This is a genomic window from Rhodanobacter sp. A1T4 (assembly GCF_014207185.1).
Lineage (GTDB): Bacteria > Pseudomonadota > Gammaproteobacteria > Xanthomonadales > Rhodanobacteraceae > Rhodanobacter.
In genome coordinates this window covers 77719-95627 of sequence record NZ_JACHCP010000012.1, presented here as the reverse complement: position 1 = coordinate 95627, position 17909 = coordinate 77719, and the positions used below count along the sequence as shown (strand labels likewise).

Genomic DNA, 17909 nt, shown 5'->3' with positions numbered 1-17909 from the left:
ATTATATTGGAACGGCATTCCATCTATGTCAAGATGAGGCATGGTCAAAAAAGCACGAAGCAGCCAACGACGTGAAGAATCGCTCTCACGGGATCGCATCATTGAGGCGTCGATCGCGCTCCTGGACAGCAGCGGAGAAAGCGGGCTGACATTCCGCGCCTTGTCCGAACGGCTCGCCACCGGTCCTGGTGCTATTTATTGGCACATTGCCAACAAGAGCGAATTGCTGACCGCCGCCTGTGACGCCATCGTCGCTTGCACGATGAACGCGCCTGTGGCCGATGCGACGCCGAAAGCAACCATTCGCGCGCTCGCGCTGGCCATGTTCGACACGATCGACGCGCATCCATGGGTTGGTTCAGCGCTGACACGCGCTCCCGGGCAGTTGCCGCTGGTGCGCGTCCTCGAACGCATCGGCCAGCAGTTGCGCGCTCTTGGCGTGCCGGACGAAGAACAGTGGGCGACGGTGTCCGCGTTGCTGAGCTACATCCTTGGCGTCGGTGGACAGAACGCGGCGAACACGCACTTCGCTCGGGAGCAAGGCCTCGACAGATCCAACTTTCTAGACGAGGTGTCGACCGTGTGGTCTCAGCTCGATCCGAATGAGTATCCGTTCACTCGCAGCGTAGCCGGACAGTTGCGCGCTCACGACGACCGCATGGATTTTCTCGCCGGGATCGATCTCATCCTCAGAGGTATTGACTCACCACGCGGCCGCTGATCTGAAGGGTCGTATGGCCGTTGCCGGGGCGAAGATCAGTAGCTGACCCTTCGAGGTCACTTCTTATTAATGACCAAGACCTTCTGACAGCATCACGCATAACTGGCTGTTGTGTACGCCGTACTGCTTTTGAAAACCGGGGCGCAGCATGAATGTGCCAAACCAGTCTATCGTCGCGGGCTCCCTGACGGGACTCGACCTCGGTCCATAGCTTGTCGCGAGCTCGGGATCGCCCTTGCACGAGATAATGGTCGATGAGCGGGAACGGATAGATAGGGTACCAATTGTTTGTACAACTAGGCACATACATTGCTGTCATGCCCAACCAGTGGGCATGACACCCATGTGTGAGCACTTATGGAAACCAAAGTGTGTGTAGTTTGGGTTTGCCGTGCACATACTTTGCTGTCCAACGACAACCAAAGTAGGTGTGCGTCTAATTGAAACAATCACTTAGGTTGCAGTGGCGCAGGCCGCAGCGCGCCTTTTGACAACCAAAGTATGTGCTGAAAGTATCCAGGGAGGTGCGCCGAAGTGAGGGGTAACGTGCTAGTGCAATGCGGCTTCGCAATCTGAAATGCCGTAGCGCTAGGAAAGACGCTCGCGCGCGACGCTACGATGCCTGTTAACACAATATCTATCGAGAAACTGGAGACCGACGATGTCAGGTATGCCGACTGAGGCCGCCATCAAGGAAGCTATCTTGCGACTCAAGCCAGCGCCTGGGAAGTTCCAGGAGCTTGCCGAGAGTTTCATGCGGATCCAGCGTGGCGACGCATACAGAAACCTCGTGCCGCAGGGACGCAACACTCGCAGCCAGACCACGATCGGCTATCCAGACGCATACGGGCAGGACGACGCGCAGGGCTTGTACTTGATCGAAACGACAACTGGTAACTGGCGCACTCATCTTGACTCCGAGGACCTTCTGGGCATCCATAAGATCATCAAAGACGGAAATAGAGTTGCAGAATTCACACTCTTCACGATGACTGAGAAGGAAATACTGGTCAGGCAGAATCGGAAGAGGGTAGCCAAGCCGAAGAAGACGATTGAAGAATACAGGTCAGACATTGAGGCGCTTGGGGTGCCGTCGGCAAGAATTAGGTTCATCTTCCTCGACCAATTGGTCGCGGAATTGCAACAGCCTGCGTACCTTCGCGTGCTGTTCGATATCGGGTTGCCCATCGACATCACTCCCTTTTACTCCATAGATCTCCGCGTTCTTTCCGATGCGAGAGGGCCTATCAAGGAGGAGTTCAATTCCTGCACTGTCGTTGCGGAGGATCTCCTTCAGCGAATACAAGAATGCCTCAAGTCTAGCCCGTTGATGCTGATCGAAGGTGGAAGCGGTTTGGGCAAGACGACGTTGGCAACGGCATTCGGATTTCAGTGGCAGAGGCAGCCTGGATGCGGCGCTTACTACATGGACATGAGCGACTACCCAGATCCGGCGGCAATCTGTCCTCAACTGATCCAACTGATCAAGATATTTGGAGACGCCCAGCATCTGTTCATCTTGGACAACTGCCATCGAATAAAGCCAGAGCTTCTCAAGCAAGTCTTGAATGCACACGTCGATGCAAACAATCGCCCGGCCATTCTCGCAGTGGCGCGGAAGCAGAATGATGCGGACATCGCGACCCTATGCTGGGATTTGAACGTGGCCCGGATGCTCCTCCGCCTGCGCGCTGAGGACTTGCGTGCTGTCTACCTGTTGATGGTGCGGCGCAATTTTCCTAACGGTGCGCCAGAGCCTTCAGCGGCCGATTTTAAGGCGTGGCTTGGACTGTATGCAGACCTGGTGAGCTTTTCGCTCGCACTGGCCGGTGCAGAGGATAGCCTCCGGTCGGGGGTCGTACCCAAGCTGCGTGAGCGCGATGCCATTGACTATTTGCGCACGCACTACACTGATGAGCTACCGCAGGACGAGCGTGAAGTCCTCGCCGTGATTGCTCACTGCGCTCGCTTCGAGTTTCCGGCTTCGAGATTGAGCCTCCAGGGCCGTATTCCTAAAGTTTCACTGAAGCTTGGATGGGTCTTCGAGCAACGCGCTAAGAACCAGGAGCTACGCTACGGGCTGGCCCATCCCATGATTGGCGCGCTCGTCCTGAAAGCCTTAGAAAAGCAGGAGGACGACGCGTGGGAGAGTGCGATCAAAGAGGATTTCTTCCAAGCTTGCTACCTCGTTCAGCAGTTGCTGCCCAACTCCAGCGAGGGCGTTGTATCCGATGAGGTCTTGAGCCGCGCACGCTCCGTGTTGGAACGCGTGAGCGTTGATGCATGGACGTTCTCGGATCGCTTTTCTCCAGGCTACTCGGGCGCGATTGCCAGTCTCTTTCGAAGGGTCGGGCTGGAGAAGAACTTCAGGGTCAGGCTCAATTCGCAGATTTCTACTTACGTCGCCAACCAAGAGCGCTTTCTCATCGGGCTTCCTTCATTCCTGGCGTTCGCTGAGCGAGAAGGCTTTACAGAGGAAGTGACGCAAGTTTGGGTCGCGCTTCAGAAGGCTGCGAAAGCCGGGCGTATGGAAATGGCTGCGCGCCTGGCGCCGGTCGGTACGCTTCACAATCTGATACGGATGGCTAGCAAGCAGGGTCCGAAGGAGCTGGCGTGGCTTGTTGATTCCATAAGCACGGAGGGCATCGCTGCATCAATGGCGAACAAGTTTGGCAAACTGAAGGCGGATCTGGCAGAGGAGGTATTACGCGACCTCAATGTGCTGGTTCCCAAACTTTACGGTCGGCTGATTCGCTTGCTCAGGAATGGACCGGCACTTGACTCCTTCAGGACTGCGATGGCGGATGCCTTCAAACGATCTGACATTCGAGCCTGGATGCGGCGGCCTCTGTTGCTTCGGCTTCTTGCCGATGAAGGTGCCCCTCTCTTGAGCGCTGAATGGCTTAGTCGCCGGAGTATCGCGGTGCTTCATTTGTTGCTGACCGATCCGGAGATCAAGCGATGCGAATTCGAATCTCTGGCGCAGGGTTTGATAAAAAACAGGATTACGGCAATAAAAATGGCCAAGAACCAAGAGCCGCTGACCGGGAACGAGTTCTTCGTGATGGTTTGTATGGCCGACGCTTCAAGTGCCAAGCTTGTCGATGCGTACATCAATTCACTGTCATCAAAGGAGTTGCTGGACTGGCTTGAGCAACTTGAAACCCGAGATATAGGTTCCATGCTGCTTGGGGCTGTTTCTGAATTTGGACAAAAGCCATCGTTTCAGGCGCTTCGCGTTGCAGCGCTTGAGGTCGTGCGACTGCGAATGGAGCGAGCATTCGTTATGAAGCGTGGCGCACCGCCAGGCCGACTTTTTGTCGCCATGCATATCGCGATCAGTCAAATCGCTGGAGTGACGGATAAAGGGGGGTGGCTAGAGCAAGCCATAGCGTTGATCCGGATGGCGCCGCCGTTGAAGGATCTGCGTGACAAGACTGACTCTGGCAGTAAGCTACATCACGCCTATTGGGCATGTGTTGAGCGGGTATTCGTGGACCCGGTCCCCCATTCTGGCCTGAGCTAGCTGCCGCCAATGTTGTGCACTGTTGGAAGCGGATTGCTCGATTGACGCTTTTGCATAACCACCGCTTAGCGCCAGGCTTGTTCCTCCTTGGCGACCCTTTGCTGCATGGTGGCTACATCGATGCTTTGTGCTGCCATGCGGCGGGCTTCGATTTTTTCAGCGTTAACCTCTCCAAGAAAGGTTTCTCCAGCACACTCGTGAAGTGCCTCTTGAAACGTCAATTCGTGGGTTCGCGCCAGTAGCATGCTGTTCCTTGCATCGTCCACCACCATGAAACGCACGGGGTTCAAGCGCAGCAACGTTCGCCAGCGCTCGTCAATAGACACGAAGTGCGGAATGAAAAATGAACCGAATTGTGTAAGGCGGGCGGTTTGTTCCATGAGTCGGAGATGCGTCATATCCCAAGCCATGCCGCGAGCTGCCTTGAACAGTTTGGCCGAAGGATTGATAACCGGTCCAAAAAAAGGGGCGACTTCTTTGTTGCGAATGCCACTCCAGATCAGGCTCAATTCGGTTGTGGGAATGAAACCAAGTTCTGATACGCAGAATTGGAGTAGTTCGTGCAGGATACGGCCGATGTCGCGCTTGCTTTGATTTCGCCACAGCGTGGCAAATCGGAGCAGTAACGCTTGAATTCCGAGGCTCTTGGCTTCGTGATGTACGATCGACTGGTTGGCAAACAAGTCTGTAAGAAAGGCTTCCGCGTCTGGTCGAAGTGACGCTTTCAGAGTGTCTGCAGGAACACCGAAATCGAACCTACTTGGATCGTTGCGGAAAGCCTCCCAGTTCAGATGATCGAGCATGCGAAAGGCGATCAGGGTATTCAAAGGCCTCATATTGTTTTCATTGTCCCGAACCAAGCGAACGTTCTCGTAGAGGAATGGCACTACATCGAACTGCACCCGAGAGTTCTTTGCCTTGAGCATTAAGACTTCGATCACGCGATCGTGGTCGGCTTGTTGAATTTTCTCCCCGTTTAGCGTGGCGCGCATTTTTTCCGCAAAGTTGGAATCGAAGCTGAGGGAGTAGTCGAGCGGGACCGTTGTTTTCCCGCTGGTGAGTCGCGCTTGCACGCTAATATGACGTGAAATAAAAAATGCCCGTGGCCCCTCAAACAATGGTGTGACATAGATGCTAGAGGTCGCACCGAGTCCGAGATCTAACGCTACGGCACCAGCATGATCGGTGCTAATCACGGAACGAAGGCCGACGCATTCCGCCGCTCGATAAGTTTCAAGATCACGGAGTGCAGCTTGATCACCGCTGAGGATGGCGCGAAACAGGATGTCAACGACGGGTGGCTGAGTCATGGAAGATAATGATCGAGGGGGCGGCGAATGTAGGTAAATTTTCGTCGGTCTGGTTCATGTGTCTGAGCTGACTGCCGACCAATACTTGACAGCTATATCGGCTTGCTCGACCAATTCATTAAGCCGGGTGGCCATGTCAAAGAATCTGCTTGGCTCCGTCTCGTTCGCGCTGACGCAATCGCTTTACGTATTCACTGCCCGACGCACCTCCGGTTTTGAGTGACGCGTCGGCTTGGAGTCGGTGGAATGGCGCCAACCTTGGCGACTCTTTTTTGGCAGCGTTGTCAAATTCAGGCGTGTATCAACAGGCCGAAAGCCGCTAATCCGGCGGACTCATGACTTCAACGGAGCCGCCGCATGCGTACTCGATATTCGCCCACAGCAGCTTCTGCCTGGAAGACTAGGGTCTTAAGCTCGTAGCGCTTGTTCCGCTCGCCCACTAACCCTCGGATGTATTCGCGGTCGCCGTCGGAAATACGCATGCCAAGCAGCACTGCGGTCAGCGCTTCGGGACGTACCTGAAAGGCGCGATTCGGCGCGTTGGGGCGAAGGATGCGCCATTCTCGCTCATACGCCCAAGACGGAGATTTTCGAAGCAAAGGCGAGAAGATGTCGCGCTTCTCCCGGTCAAAGAAGTTTTCGATGATGGGGTACACAGCATTGTAATGGACCAGATGCGGCTGGAGGCTCATCGGGTCTAGGCTCGGTCGGTACTGAACAGCAATGCCACAATGATCTTGCGCGTAGTGTGCCCAAAGCAGCGGATCGGTAGCGGTCTCCGACAGGCAGCACACACCTAGCTGCTGCAAGAGTTGTTGGTGGCTCGCTTTTATGGACGCAGTGAGTGCCGCGGAATCGTCCAACAATGCGTCAGCTACCAGGCTCCGAGCAAGGTGGTCGGGGGCACCTTGGGACCTCAAATAGCGATAAACCAGCTCACGCAGAGCATCCCGTTGCTGCTCGATACGGTAATCCGCTTGGGCATCAAACGGGTCATTAAAAGTATCCGACGTAGCGGCAAACAGCTCGTTATTCAACAGCATCTGCTCTAGTCGCTGGCGCTTCCCTCGGTCGTCCGGAATATCGCGGAACTTATATAGATGCCTTCGATAGCCGAGCTCGACCATGCGCGCTCGGCGCTTGAGAAGTGGCATGGCCAAGATGGCTGATGCCGCCTTGATGTTCTCGGCGATCTCACGCAAGTCTCGCGGCGTTGGTTTCCACAAGTTAGAAACGGAGATAGCCATCGACGCGGACTCCTCAGGTAGCTGTCTCAGTGGCGGGGTAATGGCAGGGAGGTAATCAACGTAAGAAGTCGGCTTCTACCTTGCTCTGCTCTTGATGCCAGTTCTGCCAGGCGAGCTTTTCGCGCTTGAAGGTCTCAGAACAGACTGTGCGCGGGCGAATCCGGTGAATGTCACCTTCCTCTTGGGCGAAAACAAAGCGATCGGCGTTCTCTATGATCATTCGTCGCACCAGGCTCGCCGTATCCTCATTTAAGGTAGTGCCACGAGGGAGAGGCCGGCTGTTGCCGATTTTGGTGTAGAGGAGATGCTTGGAGCTCAGGGGAAGGAGTATCTCGCCATTGTGGCGCCCCCAGCCGCCCAAGAAATCGTAGTTGTAAGCATCCGCGAAATTGAGGCGGATGACTGGGTTGTCGCTAGTTGGCCAAGTGATGCCATCCGGGGCATGAAGGATGGTCCATCGGTGTGCTATCAAATGCGAGATGGTCCTTGTCAGCATATGTCGGGAACAGGCGAGCCAGAGTTGCCGGCCGGCAACAGCTTCGGCTCGAATGATGCCTCCTCCGTCAACATCGGATGCGATGGTGACTTTAAAAGGAAATAGATCGTTCACATCTCTCTTGGGCGCGGAGAAATGGACTCCAATTCGAGCAGCCTTTTCAAGCTCTGCGACTGAACTGGTCAGAGTTTCATTTATAAGAGGTAGCAGTGTTTTGCTTTGACGAGCAAGAAATTCCTTCAGTCGCACCGGTGTTCTCACATCTTGGGCTGCGAGGAATCTGATCAGTTGACTCCAGTGTTGAGGGGTAAGTCGCTGATCATTGATAACTCGGTCGATTGCTTCCTCGGCTGGATTTTCGAATTCTCGGTCTAGCCAGCGTTCGAACTCGTCAGTTTCTCCTTGGCCGGCAACGTACGTGTACAAGTGTTGGTGAAAGGCGATGCCTTTGATGGAGTGATCCTTCCACAGAGGGCAGTTGCCACTGGGCACGAGTAGCCGGTAAGTCGGTATCTTTCCGCTGCGTGCCCACTGCTTCAAGTAAAGCCTCGGTACGTAGTGGTTGTCCTTGCGCAGCTGCTGCATCGAGGTGTCCCTACTTAATTAAGCAAATAATCTAACCGACCTGGCAGCGTCTACGGTGTCTTGCGGGTCTCGTTGAGATACGGTTTGGTCAGCGCTTGAACCCTCACTATCACAGCATCCAGGCGTTGCTGAAGGGTGTCCGCGCGAGGGTGGTCTCCAGTTGCATTGGCGCAGATGATAATGGCGAAGAATCCGTGTTCAGCGGCAGCAGCCAGCGCACGCACAGTATTCACCGATGTTGGACCATTCAAGCCAACGATACTCATCATGACCGCGTCACTGCCGGTGTTGTCCGACATGTTGAGGTGATCAAATAATGCGCGTGGATTAGGATGCCCTCCAAAGTCTATGCACGCGTCGTACATCTCGCGGATGGCGGTACCTAGAAGAGGATCAATTTCTGGCAACTTAGCTACTTCAGATACGGCCGAGGTGAATGCTTGCCTGCACTTCTTGCGGCTCTCGGCATTTCTATCACGCGCGAGCCAGACCGACGTGAGTGTCGGATCTTTCACCAGCTTGTAGGCGTAACAAGCGGCCTCCAGCCCAGTTCTGAGAAGTGGATATACCGCAGTGGCATGTCCGGACAACGCCACTCGCACGGCAGCAAGCCAAAAATAGAAGCTCTGAACAACGATGCTTGCCGGTACAGGAGCAAGGTGCGTCGCCTCACCGAAAAGTTCGGTTCGCCAGATCGCATCGAGCTCTATGAGCACGCCAAACCATTCTGGCTGGCGAATCTTGACCTCTGCTTGTAGGCGATCAGCTGTGTCCAAGTACATTTCGAGCGGCTGAGTGTCGACGAGTTTCAAAACTATCACCTTGTGAATACATGACCGCCGGTACGGCGAGCTAGCATCTGCGATTGGTTGGCCGATCAGGCCAAAAGTCAGTTGACCAGATGCTCGATACGATCCGCAAAGGTGCGCCGCCCCAGCAAGGCTAGAATAAGGGTTAAGCGCGTTGTTCTGGTGTTTCGAACGATTCCAGTGTGAACTTGGTGGCGAGGTACAGCCCAACCACACCGACTTCATCGCTATCCGTGGCCCGTACTGCTTCAATCAGCTTCTGATCGCTGCAGCTGAAACATCCGCAACCTCCTTCTCTGAGTGCTTTGGTGCGACGAGGCTTTAAAGCCTTCCAGCCATCGGCACAGACAGTTAGCTTGGCCATAAGCAGGGATGCCCGCACGCGAACGGTAATCGGCCAATAATGGAGGTGCTGAAACTTATCGTTCTCGGCTGATGGAAAAATGGTAACGACTATCTGACATAGTTGCTCGATATATGCGAACCTTGTAACCAAATTTCTCCTCGCGCTTCTCAATCAAATTGAGCACATCGGAACGCACTGTATCTTCGCAGCGATATCCAAGAATCACCCCCGTGAGGGCCTTAGGGGTATAGGGAAGGAGAAGATTAGAGGATCCAAAATGGAGCAAACGCCGCTCCTTTTCATAACGCCAATCTGTAGACTTTTGTGAGATCATTCTCAAAGCGAACTCTTTATCTAGTTCATCGTCATGCCCCAAGGGGTCGCTTTGAATGGGAAATTTGTCCTCGTAGCTAACTTGCATGCCGCGCCAAAACAATTTATCCATAGCCGCCTCAAACTGTAGGCAAACACCATGATGTTCTTGAGCATAATGTGCCCACATCAAAGGGTTTCTAGGGTCCAGGCTAGCGGAAAATATTCCAAACTTGTCCCGCAAATTTAGATTGTGCTCATTAAGCAGATCCGCGAGATGCTGCGCCGTAAAAGAGCCTTTTTTCTGGGCATTAGATACAAGGATCGTTGCTTCTATTTTGGTGATATTTGTCTTTTTAACCAAAAATTGGATGTATTTATCAGCTAGATCAGAAGAATAAGAACTCGTGTCGAAGCGCATACGGCAATCAAATGGATCATTAAAAGACTTGCTATTTGCAAACCAGAGCTCGTTGCCCAGCATCAACTTTTCAAACAAGCCTCTTACGCGCGATTGGTCCTCTTCTGCTTTGCAGCTGATAGCCGAGGCCTCGATGAACGGTGGAACGCTGCGGTACTTATACAGATGGAGCGGCAAAGGTTGTGCGCCAGTTCGCAACTTTATTCGCCTTTGAAGAACCGGAAGCCCCGAAATAATATCTAGTTTTTCGTCCAAGGATTTTTTATGTAAAGCTAGCTTCTCTGCCTCATTTAGCTTGATCATTGGTTTTTCGAGTCCTGTGTAGAGCGTTCTGCGATTTGGATCTGTAACTTTTTACACAACGTCTTTCTGGCGGTTCGTGAGGCCGTACTTGCTGAAGCAGGCGTGGTGAACGAGCAGTGCGACCCAATCACTAAGTCGTCGGCCATTGGGCCAGCCTAGTTGCCCGTAGTTTGTCCCTGGAGTGCCTGAGAGCTTTCCTGCGACCTCTGTCGATCACGCGCGTCAATGGATCCGAATATGGTTCTAGATACCCCGTTAGGCCGAATTTGAAAATTCCCACACGTTCAGACCAAGGTTCCAAGGGCGCAGGGGTGCGGTCACGATGCGGATCATAAATATTGATCCTCGACTCAGGTCTCTGGAGCCAACTAGCCAAGACGTCATTTATGTGGGCATCTCCAAACCCATAACCAATTACGTCAAGGTCGACTATTCCTGACAACCTTCTCTTGAATTCTTCGAAGAGCGCCACCGGCGCAACTTGCTCAAAATGGCCTTTGAATTTGTGTGCGCCCGAAAGTAGAGAGCGCCTGAAGAACTGTATTTCCCCATCCCGGTCGCGCACAATCAACTCGCGGACGGATCTCGTCCCAAGCTCATGGCATACGCTTACGCTATGAGATTCAACTCGAAAAAGGCTGCGTAAACATCCACCGAAGCCCTCTTCACTGATCGGCGCACATTTCAAATACAGTCGCTTGTCCTCGACCGCAAACAAGTCTAGTGATCCATGGAGCTTAATTAGATTTACGCCATAATCTTTGCGACCAAAGAAATTGAAGTTGGCATGATTGATTTGATCTTCAGTTAGAGTCTTGAAGTTAGTAATGTGTTCGTATCTGCTTCCTTGGCCTTCATAGAATCCGTCTCGGAATGGAACTTCGAAGTGCCCGCAGACCTCTTCAATTATTTGGTCATGATTTAAAGAAAAGATGTCTAGGCCTGGATGTCTTGCGACCAGATTCTGTAGTCCCCTATAGTCAGGTATCGCGGCAGCCAGCATAGGAGCCGTCCTTAGCTCATCCTCGAACAAGAGAATTTGCACACAATCCAGTAGCTGAAGTGCTGCGTTATACGCCACCGCTGAATTTGGTCCGCGAGCCAAATATATTGATTCAAGCTCTCCAATCATTTGTTCATAGTGGAGATTGGAGCATTTCAAAATGGATTCGAATTGGACCCGAAATTCCGGCCTTTCTCGGAAGTCAAACAATTTTGAATCTAACCGCTTGAGCACATTCGCTCTGAGTACGTTTGTGAATTCCCATACAAGCGGCATGCCACATTCGTAAGATGCGCCAGCGCCAAGAAGTACAGCCTTCATAATTTTAACCCTCCCGATGGCGCCAGTAATAAGTTGATAGTTGGGATGCAGGGCTTCTCGTGAGCAAGTAGAAGCGCCCGTTGCCCTCGGTGTGGGTAGACGTCGTAATCTTCGCAAGATCGCGGATCGCCACAGCCGGCGTCGAGTTTTCGATCACGATGAACTGCACGCGGTCCTTCAGGCTGCGAGGTATCTGTAGTGACCCCATCCTCGGGAGTGACAGATACGGACCGTACGACCTGCGCCGATACGTGTGGCCAGCTCAGCAAGCTGCTTGGCATGACGGTTCGTCCAACCACGTGCCTCTGCATGAGCCTGGATGTCATCGCGTGGAAGGGGGATGCCGCGCGCATGCAGTGCAACAAATAATTCTTTGGCACGGGACTCATCGAGAGGATGAGCGAGCCCAGTCGTGAGGTTACAGACGGTACTCAAAGCATCTAGCGCTTTGCCAATAAGTGGGTCCATGGGGTCTACGCGGGAGTAGTGGCAGTATACATAGAGGTTTTTTTAAGCCAGATGCTAATACGTTTGGTCGCGTCGGCCACCGCGATCGCCCAAGGCAGATCGTCACCGTCGAAATATGGTCGGTCAAGGAGCCAACTTTTTGCAGATCGCTCGAACGTATCTGCATCAATGGCCTCAATGTCCATATAGGTTATGTCGTGACCAGTCGATACCATGACGGTCAGCCGGATCGCGTTGTCCACCTTCTCCGCATTGATCTCAAAAACGGGGCGTGGCAGCCCGGGAAGCGCGTTCCGATCTATATGCAACATCGCCTGGTCCTCAATCACTCAAGACCACCATACCCGTATAAGGTCTCATGCACTGAGACGGTTCGTTCTCGGCGCATGTACTCTGTTGCATGCTGGATTGCCCTCCGGAGCGTAAGCACTTCCGCCCATAATTAGGAGACGTGGCTGTACTCAACTATTGGCTGTCTGATCTTTTCCGCAAGTCGCACCACCTTGTCGACCATATCGTTGTTGGTCGACGTGGGGTGATTGACTTCTGTCTTGGCTAGTCCATTGACCAAAGAAGTAGAATCGCGTCGTAAATGCGTTTGCAATTTTCTAGGGATGGAAAACGATCATGTTCGAAAAGCTGATAAGTTTGCTTCCCTCGCTGCACGGAACGCGAGGGCTTGTGTATCTGTCGATCGCCGTTAGCGTGTTCAGCCCAACGGTCGTAGTTTCATATTTAGTGAATCCTGGGGATTTTCAGTTCGTAGACTTAGCTCACTTATTTTTAGTTGCTGCTGGAACCGGCAGCGCTTCGCTACTCATCGCCGCTGCTGTTTACTTATTGCTTGAATTAGGTGCGGCGCTGGGGAAAATGGGGAGCATGCTTCGGCTTGGGAAGGTGCCAAACGAGGCCGAAAAAATGGAAAATTCGCAGGATGCTCTCGCGCGCACGGCACTCAGTCTAAGTGGCTTTGGATCACTCATCGTGCAGGCTTCGGTTGCAACGAAGGTAGTGGCTTTACACCTAAGTTTAGGTATTTTTGTTGCGGATGTTTTTGTATGTTGGTGGCAAATTGCACCTTTCCTAGGAAGTTGCATTGTTCTATTTGTGTCTGTGGGGATGGTGCAATTTATTCTTGGACGCCGTGCTTCAGAGAAACGCAAGGCGGCTGTTGCAAGTTAATTTTCTTGCAGCGATTGACTAGCGATAAATCGTCTTGGTTCTATCAAGTCATATCGAAGATATTAAGTTTGAGATTCGACCAGATCCAATCTTTGAAAAATCCTCGGGCGGTTCCTCTTTGAACTTATCTTCTTAGTTATTGCTGCTTTCTCACAGCCTCGAATGGCCGCTGTGAGCCGTCTGGAAGCGTCTCGATCAGCTCCCCAGAACTAGAGCTACCAACTGTGGAAATGCCGGCAGCATGGGCTTCCCTAATCGCTCGCTGCACCGCACGCGTTGCTGGTTCTTCAAGTTCCTTGACCGTGGCTTTGCTGAGCCACTCTATGTATGGGTGCATGCCTCACCTCGACGGTCATCGGTCGGAGGATCAGCATTTTTGCGCCGATCCCTTATCAGAAAACATAGCATCTTTCGAGATGTAATGCGTCGCTTTAAGTGCGATATATTTATATCAAACAGTAACTTACGTCAATTTATGGCACTTGCAGCCAAGCTCTGATCGTGGCACGTTCTGGCCATGACATGCCCGAATCACATCATTCTTTCTATTTTGCGCTCGGCATTTTGGCGTAGGGAATGCTGTGCAAGACAGAGCACGATACAGCGCGATTAAGCGGGAAATTCGTAGACAAAAGGCATCCGATGACAAGCAAACTGACCATTCAGGCTGACATCGACAGCTACCTGCCCAGGGTCCCCCTGCTATCAGCCGCAGATACGGCGCGCCTACTTGGCTTTCCCTCCACTGGAGCGCTCGCGAAAGCTAGACAGGCGGGGCGACTCCCTATCGAGATGTTTCAAGTTCCCGGCCGGCGAGGATGGTTCGCGGCGACGCCGACGGTTCGCGCGTGGCTTCAGAAAGTTATGTTTCGGGACACGGTAATCAGTACATCGTCAAAGGAGGATCAACCATGAGCGGATAGCGCATTCATTGGCGCTATAACGTTCAAACCCCACGTGTTCAGACGTGGGGTTTGATGTAAACGCGAAGCTTTTTTCCGATTGAACGTGCTTCGTCTCCAGTTTTAGCGCCTATTCCACGGCTACGTCAAGCATTTTCATCGCTCCGCGATTGAAGACGACCCGTTGTGTTCGATGTCTGGCAGTGGCCCACGTGCCCGCCAAGACCCCGTGCGCGCCAATAAGGAGGCGGACAATGTTTAACGATGTTCAGCGCAGTTTTTATCTACAGGGACTTGGCTTGGATCCCGTGGTTATTCGCGAGATTGAAGAAATGCGAGCGGAGAGTCCAGCTAGACCGCTGAGTCAAAAGGGCCTTAAGAATATCCTCGTAGATTTCTATTCGCAGAAAAACGGTCAGCGAAGAAAGCTCGAGAGTTATACCGTCGAGTTCCTATATAGCTTGTGGCTTGAGTTATTTAGCCCCTGTCACGAGTACTACGTGCAGGTGAGACCGAAGAATATTGACCGAAGCGGACGTGTAAGTTCGACGACCGCTGACTTCATGGTATTCGAGCCTGAGGGTGTATGTCTGGTGGAGTGCAAGCCGACGGTTGCTCTCGAACATTTGGCTGCAAAGAGGCCGGACGAGTGGGTCTGTCGTGATGGCGTATGGACGAGGCCACCAGTGGAGGCGTGGGCGAACGAACGTGGGCTCCGCTACATGATTTGGTGCCCGCCCGAGCCACATGGGATCTATCAAGCCAATTTGCTCATTCTCTACGCCCAGCAATGTGTAGACGGGGGCGCACCGGCCATCGAGGCATGCATATCTCGATTGATAAAAACGGTAGAAGAAAAACCTCTGGTAGTAGCTGAAGCGTTGACGTCTATATCCAGCCTCTCCGGAACCCACCTCCTGAAGGCTCTCGCTTCGAAGCAAATATTTGGCCCGTTAAAATCTATACCGCTAGACGAGGTTGACCGCTTCCCTCTGTACGCCAGTTCAGCTCAAGCAGAGGCGAACGATGCTCTTTCCTTCACGGCGCTCCAAGGCGGAATGCTACAGCCTACAGTCGGCAGTCCTATCTTGCTTGCGAGCGTGGTTGATTACGAGCACGGAATAAAACGGTTAGAAAGGGTAAAACGCATTTTGGCTGGCGAAGACTCTGGGTCCCGCCGATACCTAGATTTAGTTAAGAAAGTTCTCGACGCCAGGGACGGGGGCGGCAATGAGCTCGAAGTCTGCCTCACCGAATACTATAAATCGGGGCGCCGCGTTTCCCAATTGACTTCAGCGCAAGAAGAATTAATGCACCTAAGTATCCTTCGATATCGTCGGGATGCCACGATACGAGGAAAGGTTCAGGCGCATGACCACCTCACGCTTCTCTGCAGAAATGCAGGTGTACGAACACCGTGTAGGGCAACTTTCAACGCACGATTAAAAAAATTCTCTTTGGAGAAGCGCGCATATACGGAAGGTGGCCACAGGGGATTTCATGCCGTGGAGCTTGCCACCGACCCGGGCGCGCGAACGTTGCGATGCTTTTTGCCCGGCATCATGGTTCACGTTGATTCGACAAAATTCGACGAACGTTGCAGTCCGGATTTTTTGGCGACGCTCGGCTTCGATTGTCCAACGCTCTATTTGGCAATTGACTCGGCGACCGGGAAGCCGCTGGGGCGTGCCATCCTTTTCGGTACGTCGTGTCGTAACTCGCTTGCAGTACTCATTCGGGACGTTCTACATCGTCAGGGATCGCTTCCACGCTACTGGATCGTGGACGGAGGTTCTGAATATACCGGTGAGTGGTTTGAATCTTTTTGTACCTTGATAGGGGCCACACGAATACAGCCGCCCCCCGTAATCCTAGGAAGAACTCACATGCTGAAAACGCGTTGGGCCGCGTGAACTCGGAGTTGGCCCATCGCTTCCTTGGGAGCACCGAGCCTGATAAGCAGGGCCGCTCAGTAACCAGCCGGCAGAAGAGTTATACGACGGCCTGCCACCATTACTCCACCATCGTCGAGCACCTAGATCGATATCTCTTTGAAGACATGCCTACGACTCCTCACGGGTTACAGCGCAGCTCTGCCGCTGAAAAGGAGGAGTGGCTTACCGGACTTTTCGGCAACGCGGGTGTCGTCAATATCCAGAATATGGATGACTTTCTAATTGCGACATCTGTCCCTATCGAGCGTGACATTCAGATCGATCCAAGGCGTGGCGTGCGGTATCTGGGACGAACCTACGTTAGTGCTGAACTTCTTCACTGCATTCGAATGGAGAAGCCCACTGATAAGCGTAGGGACTGTGTGGATCCGTACAGGATGTATGTGAGATTCAAGAGTAAGTGGGTCTTGGCAACAACGGCAGACAACTTGAAGTCGGCTGGTCGATCAGACTTCGTCAAGTTATTTGAGTCGATGACCGACGCAACGTTTCGATCCGAAAACGCCCGCATTAAGAGTGAAAAACGCATCGAACGAGCGCTTAGGACCGATGAAGCGAACCTGGCGGCAAAGGCGACTCAGCATCTCGTCCATATGATCGAAAAAGGCAGCGAGCCTAAGAAATCAAAAAATGTAGCTAGGTGGAGCACACGAGAGGAACGTATTTCTCCCTTTCTGACTGAGGAAGAAAAATGATGGCCGCTAACAGATCAAAAATTGTTCTTCATCCGGCTTTTGTGCGCGCGCGCGACGACCTTGCGCGCGCACTTCAAACACAGATCGATGGCCAGCTGATCTATATCTGCGGTCTGTCGGGCTCGGGCAAGTCGGAAATCAGGTACGCGAATATGCGGTCGTTTGCGGGAGATCCAACCATGTGGGGGGCAGGCGAGCTTCCTGTAATAAGCGTACGCGCCGCACCCGTGAACCGTTCCTACTTCAATACCAAAGAGTTCATTTCACGGATGTATCTGGAGTTGGCGGAGCCCAATCTCGATTGGCTCCGCGATAGATCCACTGTTGATGATCCTGATCGGGGGCATGCATTCGCCGAGGAGCGATTGAGAAGCCAGCTTTGGATGGCGGCTTACATGAAAAAGCCCGAACACCAGATACGGACTTTTGTCGAACGAACGGCTATCGCTAGACACCTTCGCTCGATTTTTGTCGAAGAATCGGCCTCTCTAACGTACAACTTCGAACGTAAAAGCGCCTGTGATCATATGGTTAGCTATATGGTCATGGCGGAAGAAATTAAGATATCGCTGGCTTTGTTCGGTGTACCGAAGATGGCTGCGCTGTGGGAAGGTAACGCGGAGATTCTTAGACGGTCTCGGTTTGTGTGGGTGGATCGTTATCGATTGGATATCTCAGAGGACAGAAGAAATTTTGAGCGCTTAGCCGTTAGCGCAGCTAGTCAGTATCGATTCGCGAATAAAGCGCTTGTGGGGAGAGCTTTAGACTTAGCATATGCCTGCAGTGCAGGGGTATTTGGTGAAGTGCTGGCGTACTACAGACGGGCCGATGACATCCGAGCGAGCGAAGGCGAATTTGCTATTACGAAAGCGCATTTGGAAAAGGCTGTAAGCACCGAGCAGGTCTTAAACACCCTGCATCGTGAGGCAGCGATCTTCGATGAGCTTAGAAAGCCGGCGAGCTCAAAATTTATTGGTCAGATGCTTCGTTGATTGACCACGATGACACTGAATGTGGAACCGCATGCGCGGGATCGCTCTTCGAGTTGGACCGAGTTCCCCCCACTCAGGCTGCGAGGCGTTGGCACGGCGGACGTTGAGTCCGTTCAGCATTTTTTTCGTCGCCTGATTTGGACCACCGGTCTTCCGGCGGTGAAAACTCGGGCCTACGTTGGATTGGAGTCCGGTGTCAAAGAGAAGTATTGCTATTCATTCGAAAAGTCATCGATTTTGAATCAGGCGGCTATTCGTCGCCTGGATGTGTTGCAGCGTCTAACTGGTGAAGGAAATCTTCGATGTGGGACGCTT

At 52.8% G+C, this 17909-nt stretch carries 13 protein-coding genes; 6 read left to right on the top strand and 7 right to left on the bottom strand.

Annotation, left to right across the window (positions count from 1 at the left end; genetic code table 11):
• Nucleotides 1-40 precede the first annotated feature (40 nt).
• Together HDE80_RS20550 and HDE80_RS20545 are read left to right on the top strand one after the other, a co-directional pair.
• On the top strand, nucleotides 41-721 hold the full coding sequence (locus HDE80_RS20550) for a TetR/AcrR family transcriptional regulator (RefSeq protein WP_184673983.1): 681 nt from the start codon (nucleotides 41-43) through the stop codon (nucleotides 719-721).
• Nucleotides 722-1382: 661 nt separating this feature from the next.
• The gene (locus tag HDE80_RS20545) at nucleotides 1383-4247 is read left to right on the top strand and encodes a hypothetical protein (protein ID WP_184673981.1); all 2865 of its coding nucleotides are present in this window, start codon (nucleotides 1383-1385) and stop codon (nucleotides 4245-4247) included.
• Between the two features lie 65 nt (nucleotides 4248-4312).
• On the opposite strand, the gene HDE80_RS20540 is transcribed toward HDE80_RS20545, so the two are convergent.
• From HDE80_RS20540 to HDE80_RS20505, 7 genes are all read right to left on the bottom strand, one after another.
• Complete coding sequence (locus HDE80_RS20540; RefSeq protein ID WP_184673979.1) at nucleotides 4313-5557, bottom strand: hypothetical protein; 1245 nt, start codon at nucleotides 5555-5557, stop codon at nucleotides 4313-4315.
• Nucleotides 5558-5898: 341 nt separating this feature from the next.
• Nucleotides 5899-6804: a DUF2971 domain-containing protein gene (locus HDE80_RS20535; protein WP_184673977.1), complete on the bottom strand. Its 906-nt coding sequence runs from the start codon at nucleotides 6802-6804 to the stop codon at nucleotides 5899-5901.
• 55 nt (nucleotides 6805-6859) lie between these two features.
• Nucleotides 6860-7885: a DUF4238 domain-containing protein gene (locus tag HDE80_RS20530; RefSeq protein WP_184673975.1), complete on the bottom strand. Its 1026-nt coding sequence runs from the start codon at nucleotides 7883-7885 to the stop codon at nucleotides 6860-6862.
• A gap of 50 nt (nucleotides 7886-7935) precedes the next feature.
• The gene (locus HDE80_RS20525; RefSeq protein ID WP_184673973.1) at nucleotides 7936-8697 is read right to left on the bottom strand and encodes a hypothetical protein; all 762 of its coding nucleotides are present in this window, start codon (nucleotides 8695-8697) and stop codon (nucleotides 7936-7938) included.
• A gap of 416 nt (nucleotides 8698-9113) precedes the next feature.
• Nucleotides 9114-10076: a DUF2971 domain-containing protein gene (locus tag HDE80_RS20520; protein ID WP_184673971.1), complete on the bottom strand. Its 963-nt coding sequence runs from the start codon at nucleotides 10074-10076 to the stop codon at nucleotides 9114-9116.
• Nucleotides 10077-10206: 130 nt separating this feature from the next.
• Nucleotides 10207-11400, bottom strand: coding sequence for a hypothetical protein (locus HDE80_RS20515; protein WP_184673969.1), 1194 nt, complete (start codon nucleotides 11398-11400; stop codon nucleotides 10207-10209).
• Between the two features lie 473 nt (nucleotides 11401-11873).
• The gene (locus tag HDE80_RS20505) at nucleotides 11874-12179 is read right to left on the bottom strand and encodes a hypothetical protein (RefSeq protein ID WP_184673965.1); all 306 of its coding nucleotides are present in this window, start codon (nucleotides 12177-12179) and stop codon (nucleotides 11874-11876) included.
• 316 nt (nucleotides 12180-12495) lie between these two features.
• Here HDE80_RS20505 and HDE80_RS20500 point away from each other — a divergent pair, with 316 nt between their 5' ends.
• The 4 genes from HDE80_RS20500 to HDE80_RS20485 all read left to right on the top strand — a co-directional run bounded on the left by HDE80_RS20500 (nucleotide 12496) and on the right by HDE80_RS20485 (nucleotide 17594).
• Entirely contained in the window at nucleotides 12496-13050 is a 555-nt protein-coding gene (locus tag HDE80_RS20500) for a hypothetical protein (protein ID WP_184673963.1), read from the top strand.
• A 1156-nt stretch (nucleotides 13051-14206) separates the two neighbouring features.
• A complete protein-coding gene (locus HDE80_RS20495) occupies nucleotides 14207-15865 on the top strand; it encodes a hypothetical protein (protein ID WP_184673961.1) in 1659 nt (552 codons plus the stop codon).
• The gene (locus HDE80_RS20490; protein ID WP_184673959.1) at nucleotides 15862-16602 is read left to right on the top strand and encodes a hypothetical protein; all 741 of its coding nucleotides are present in this window, start codon (nucleotides 15862-15864) and stop codon (nucleotides 16600-16602) included. Before HDE80_RS20495 ends, HDE80_RS20490 begins: the two co-directional genes overlap by 4 nt.
• A complete protein-coding gene (locus HDE80_RS20485; RefSeq protein WP_184673957.1) occupies nucleotides 16602-17594 on the top strand; it encodes a hypothetical protein in 993 nt (330 codons plus the stop codon). The genes HDE80_RS20490 and HDE80_RS20485 overlap by 1 nt, the downstream gene beginning before the upstream one ends.
• Nucleotides 17595-17909 lie beyond the last annotated feature (315 nt).

Bases quoted from the DNA above. Each gene is read 5' to 3' on its own strand.
- HDE80_RS20550 (WP_184673983.1), top strand. From the start codon at position 41: ATGGTCAAAAAAGCACGAAGCAGCCAACGACGTGAAGAATCGCTCTCA.
- HDE80_RS20545 (WP_184673981.1), top strand. From the start codon at position 1,383: ATGTCAGGTATGCCGACTGAGGCCGCCATCAAGGAAGCTATCTTGCGA.
- HDE80_RS20540 (WP_184673979.1), bottom strand. From the start codon at position 5,557: ATGACTCAGCCACCCGTCGTTGACATCCTGTTTCGCGCCATCCTCAGC.
- HDE80_RS20535 (WP_184673977.1), bottom strand. From the start codon at position 6,804: ATGGCTATCTCCGTTTCTAACTTGTGGAAACCAACGCCGCGAGACTTG.
- HDE80_RS20530 (WP_184673975.1), bottom strand. From the start codon at position 7,885: ATGCAGCAGCTGCGCAAGGACAACCACTACGTACCGAGGCTTTACTTG.
- HDE80_RS20520 (WP_184673971.1), bottom strand. From the start codon at position 10,076: ATGATCAAGCTAAATGAGGCAGAGAAGCTAGCTTTACATAAAAAATCC.
- HDE80_RS20515 (WP_184673969.1), bottom strand. From the start codon at position 11,400: ATGAAGGCTGTACTTCTTGGCGCTGGCGCATCTTACGAATGTGGCATG.
- HDE80_RS20505 (WP_184673965.1), bottom strand. From the start codon at position 12,179: ATGTTGCATATAGATCGGAACGCGCTTCCCGGGCTGCCACGCCCCGTT.
- HDE80_RS20500 (WP_184673963.1), top strand. From the start codon at position 12,496: ATGTTCGAAAAGCTGATAAGTTTGCTTCCCTCGCTGCACGGAACGCGA.
- HDE80_RS20495 (WP_184673961.1), top strand. From the start codon at position 14,207: ATGTTTAACGATGTTCAGCGCAGTTTTTATCTACAGGGACTTGGCTTG.
- HDE80_RS20485 (WP_184673957.1), top strand. From the start codon at position 16,602: ATGGCCGCTAACAGATCAAAAATTGTTCTTCATCCGGCTTTTGTGCGC.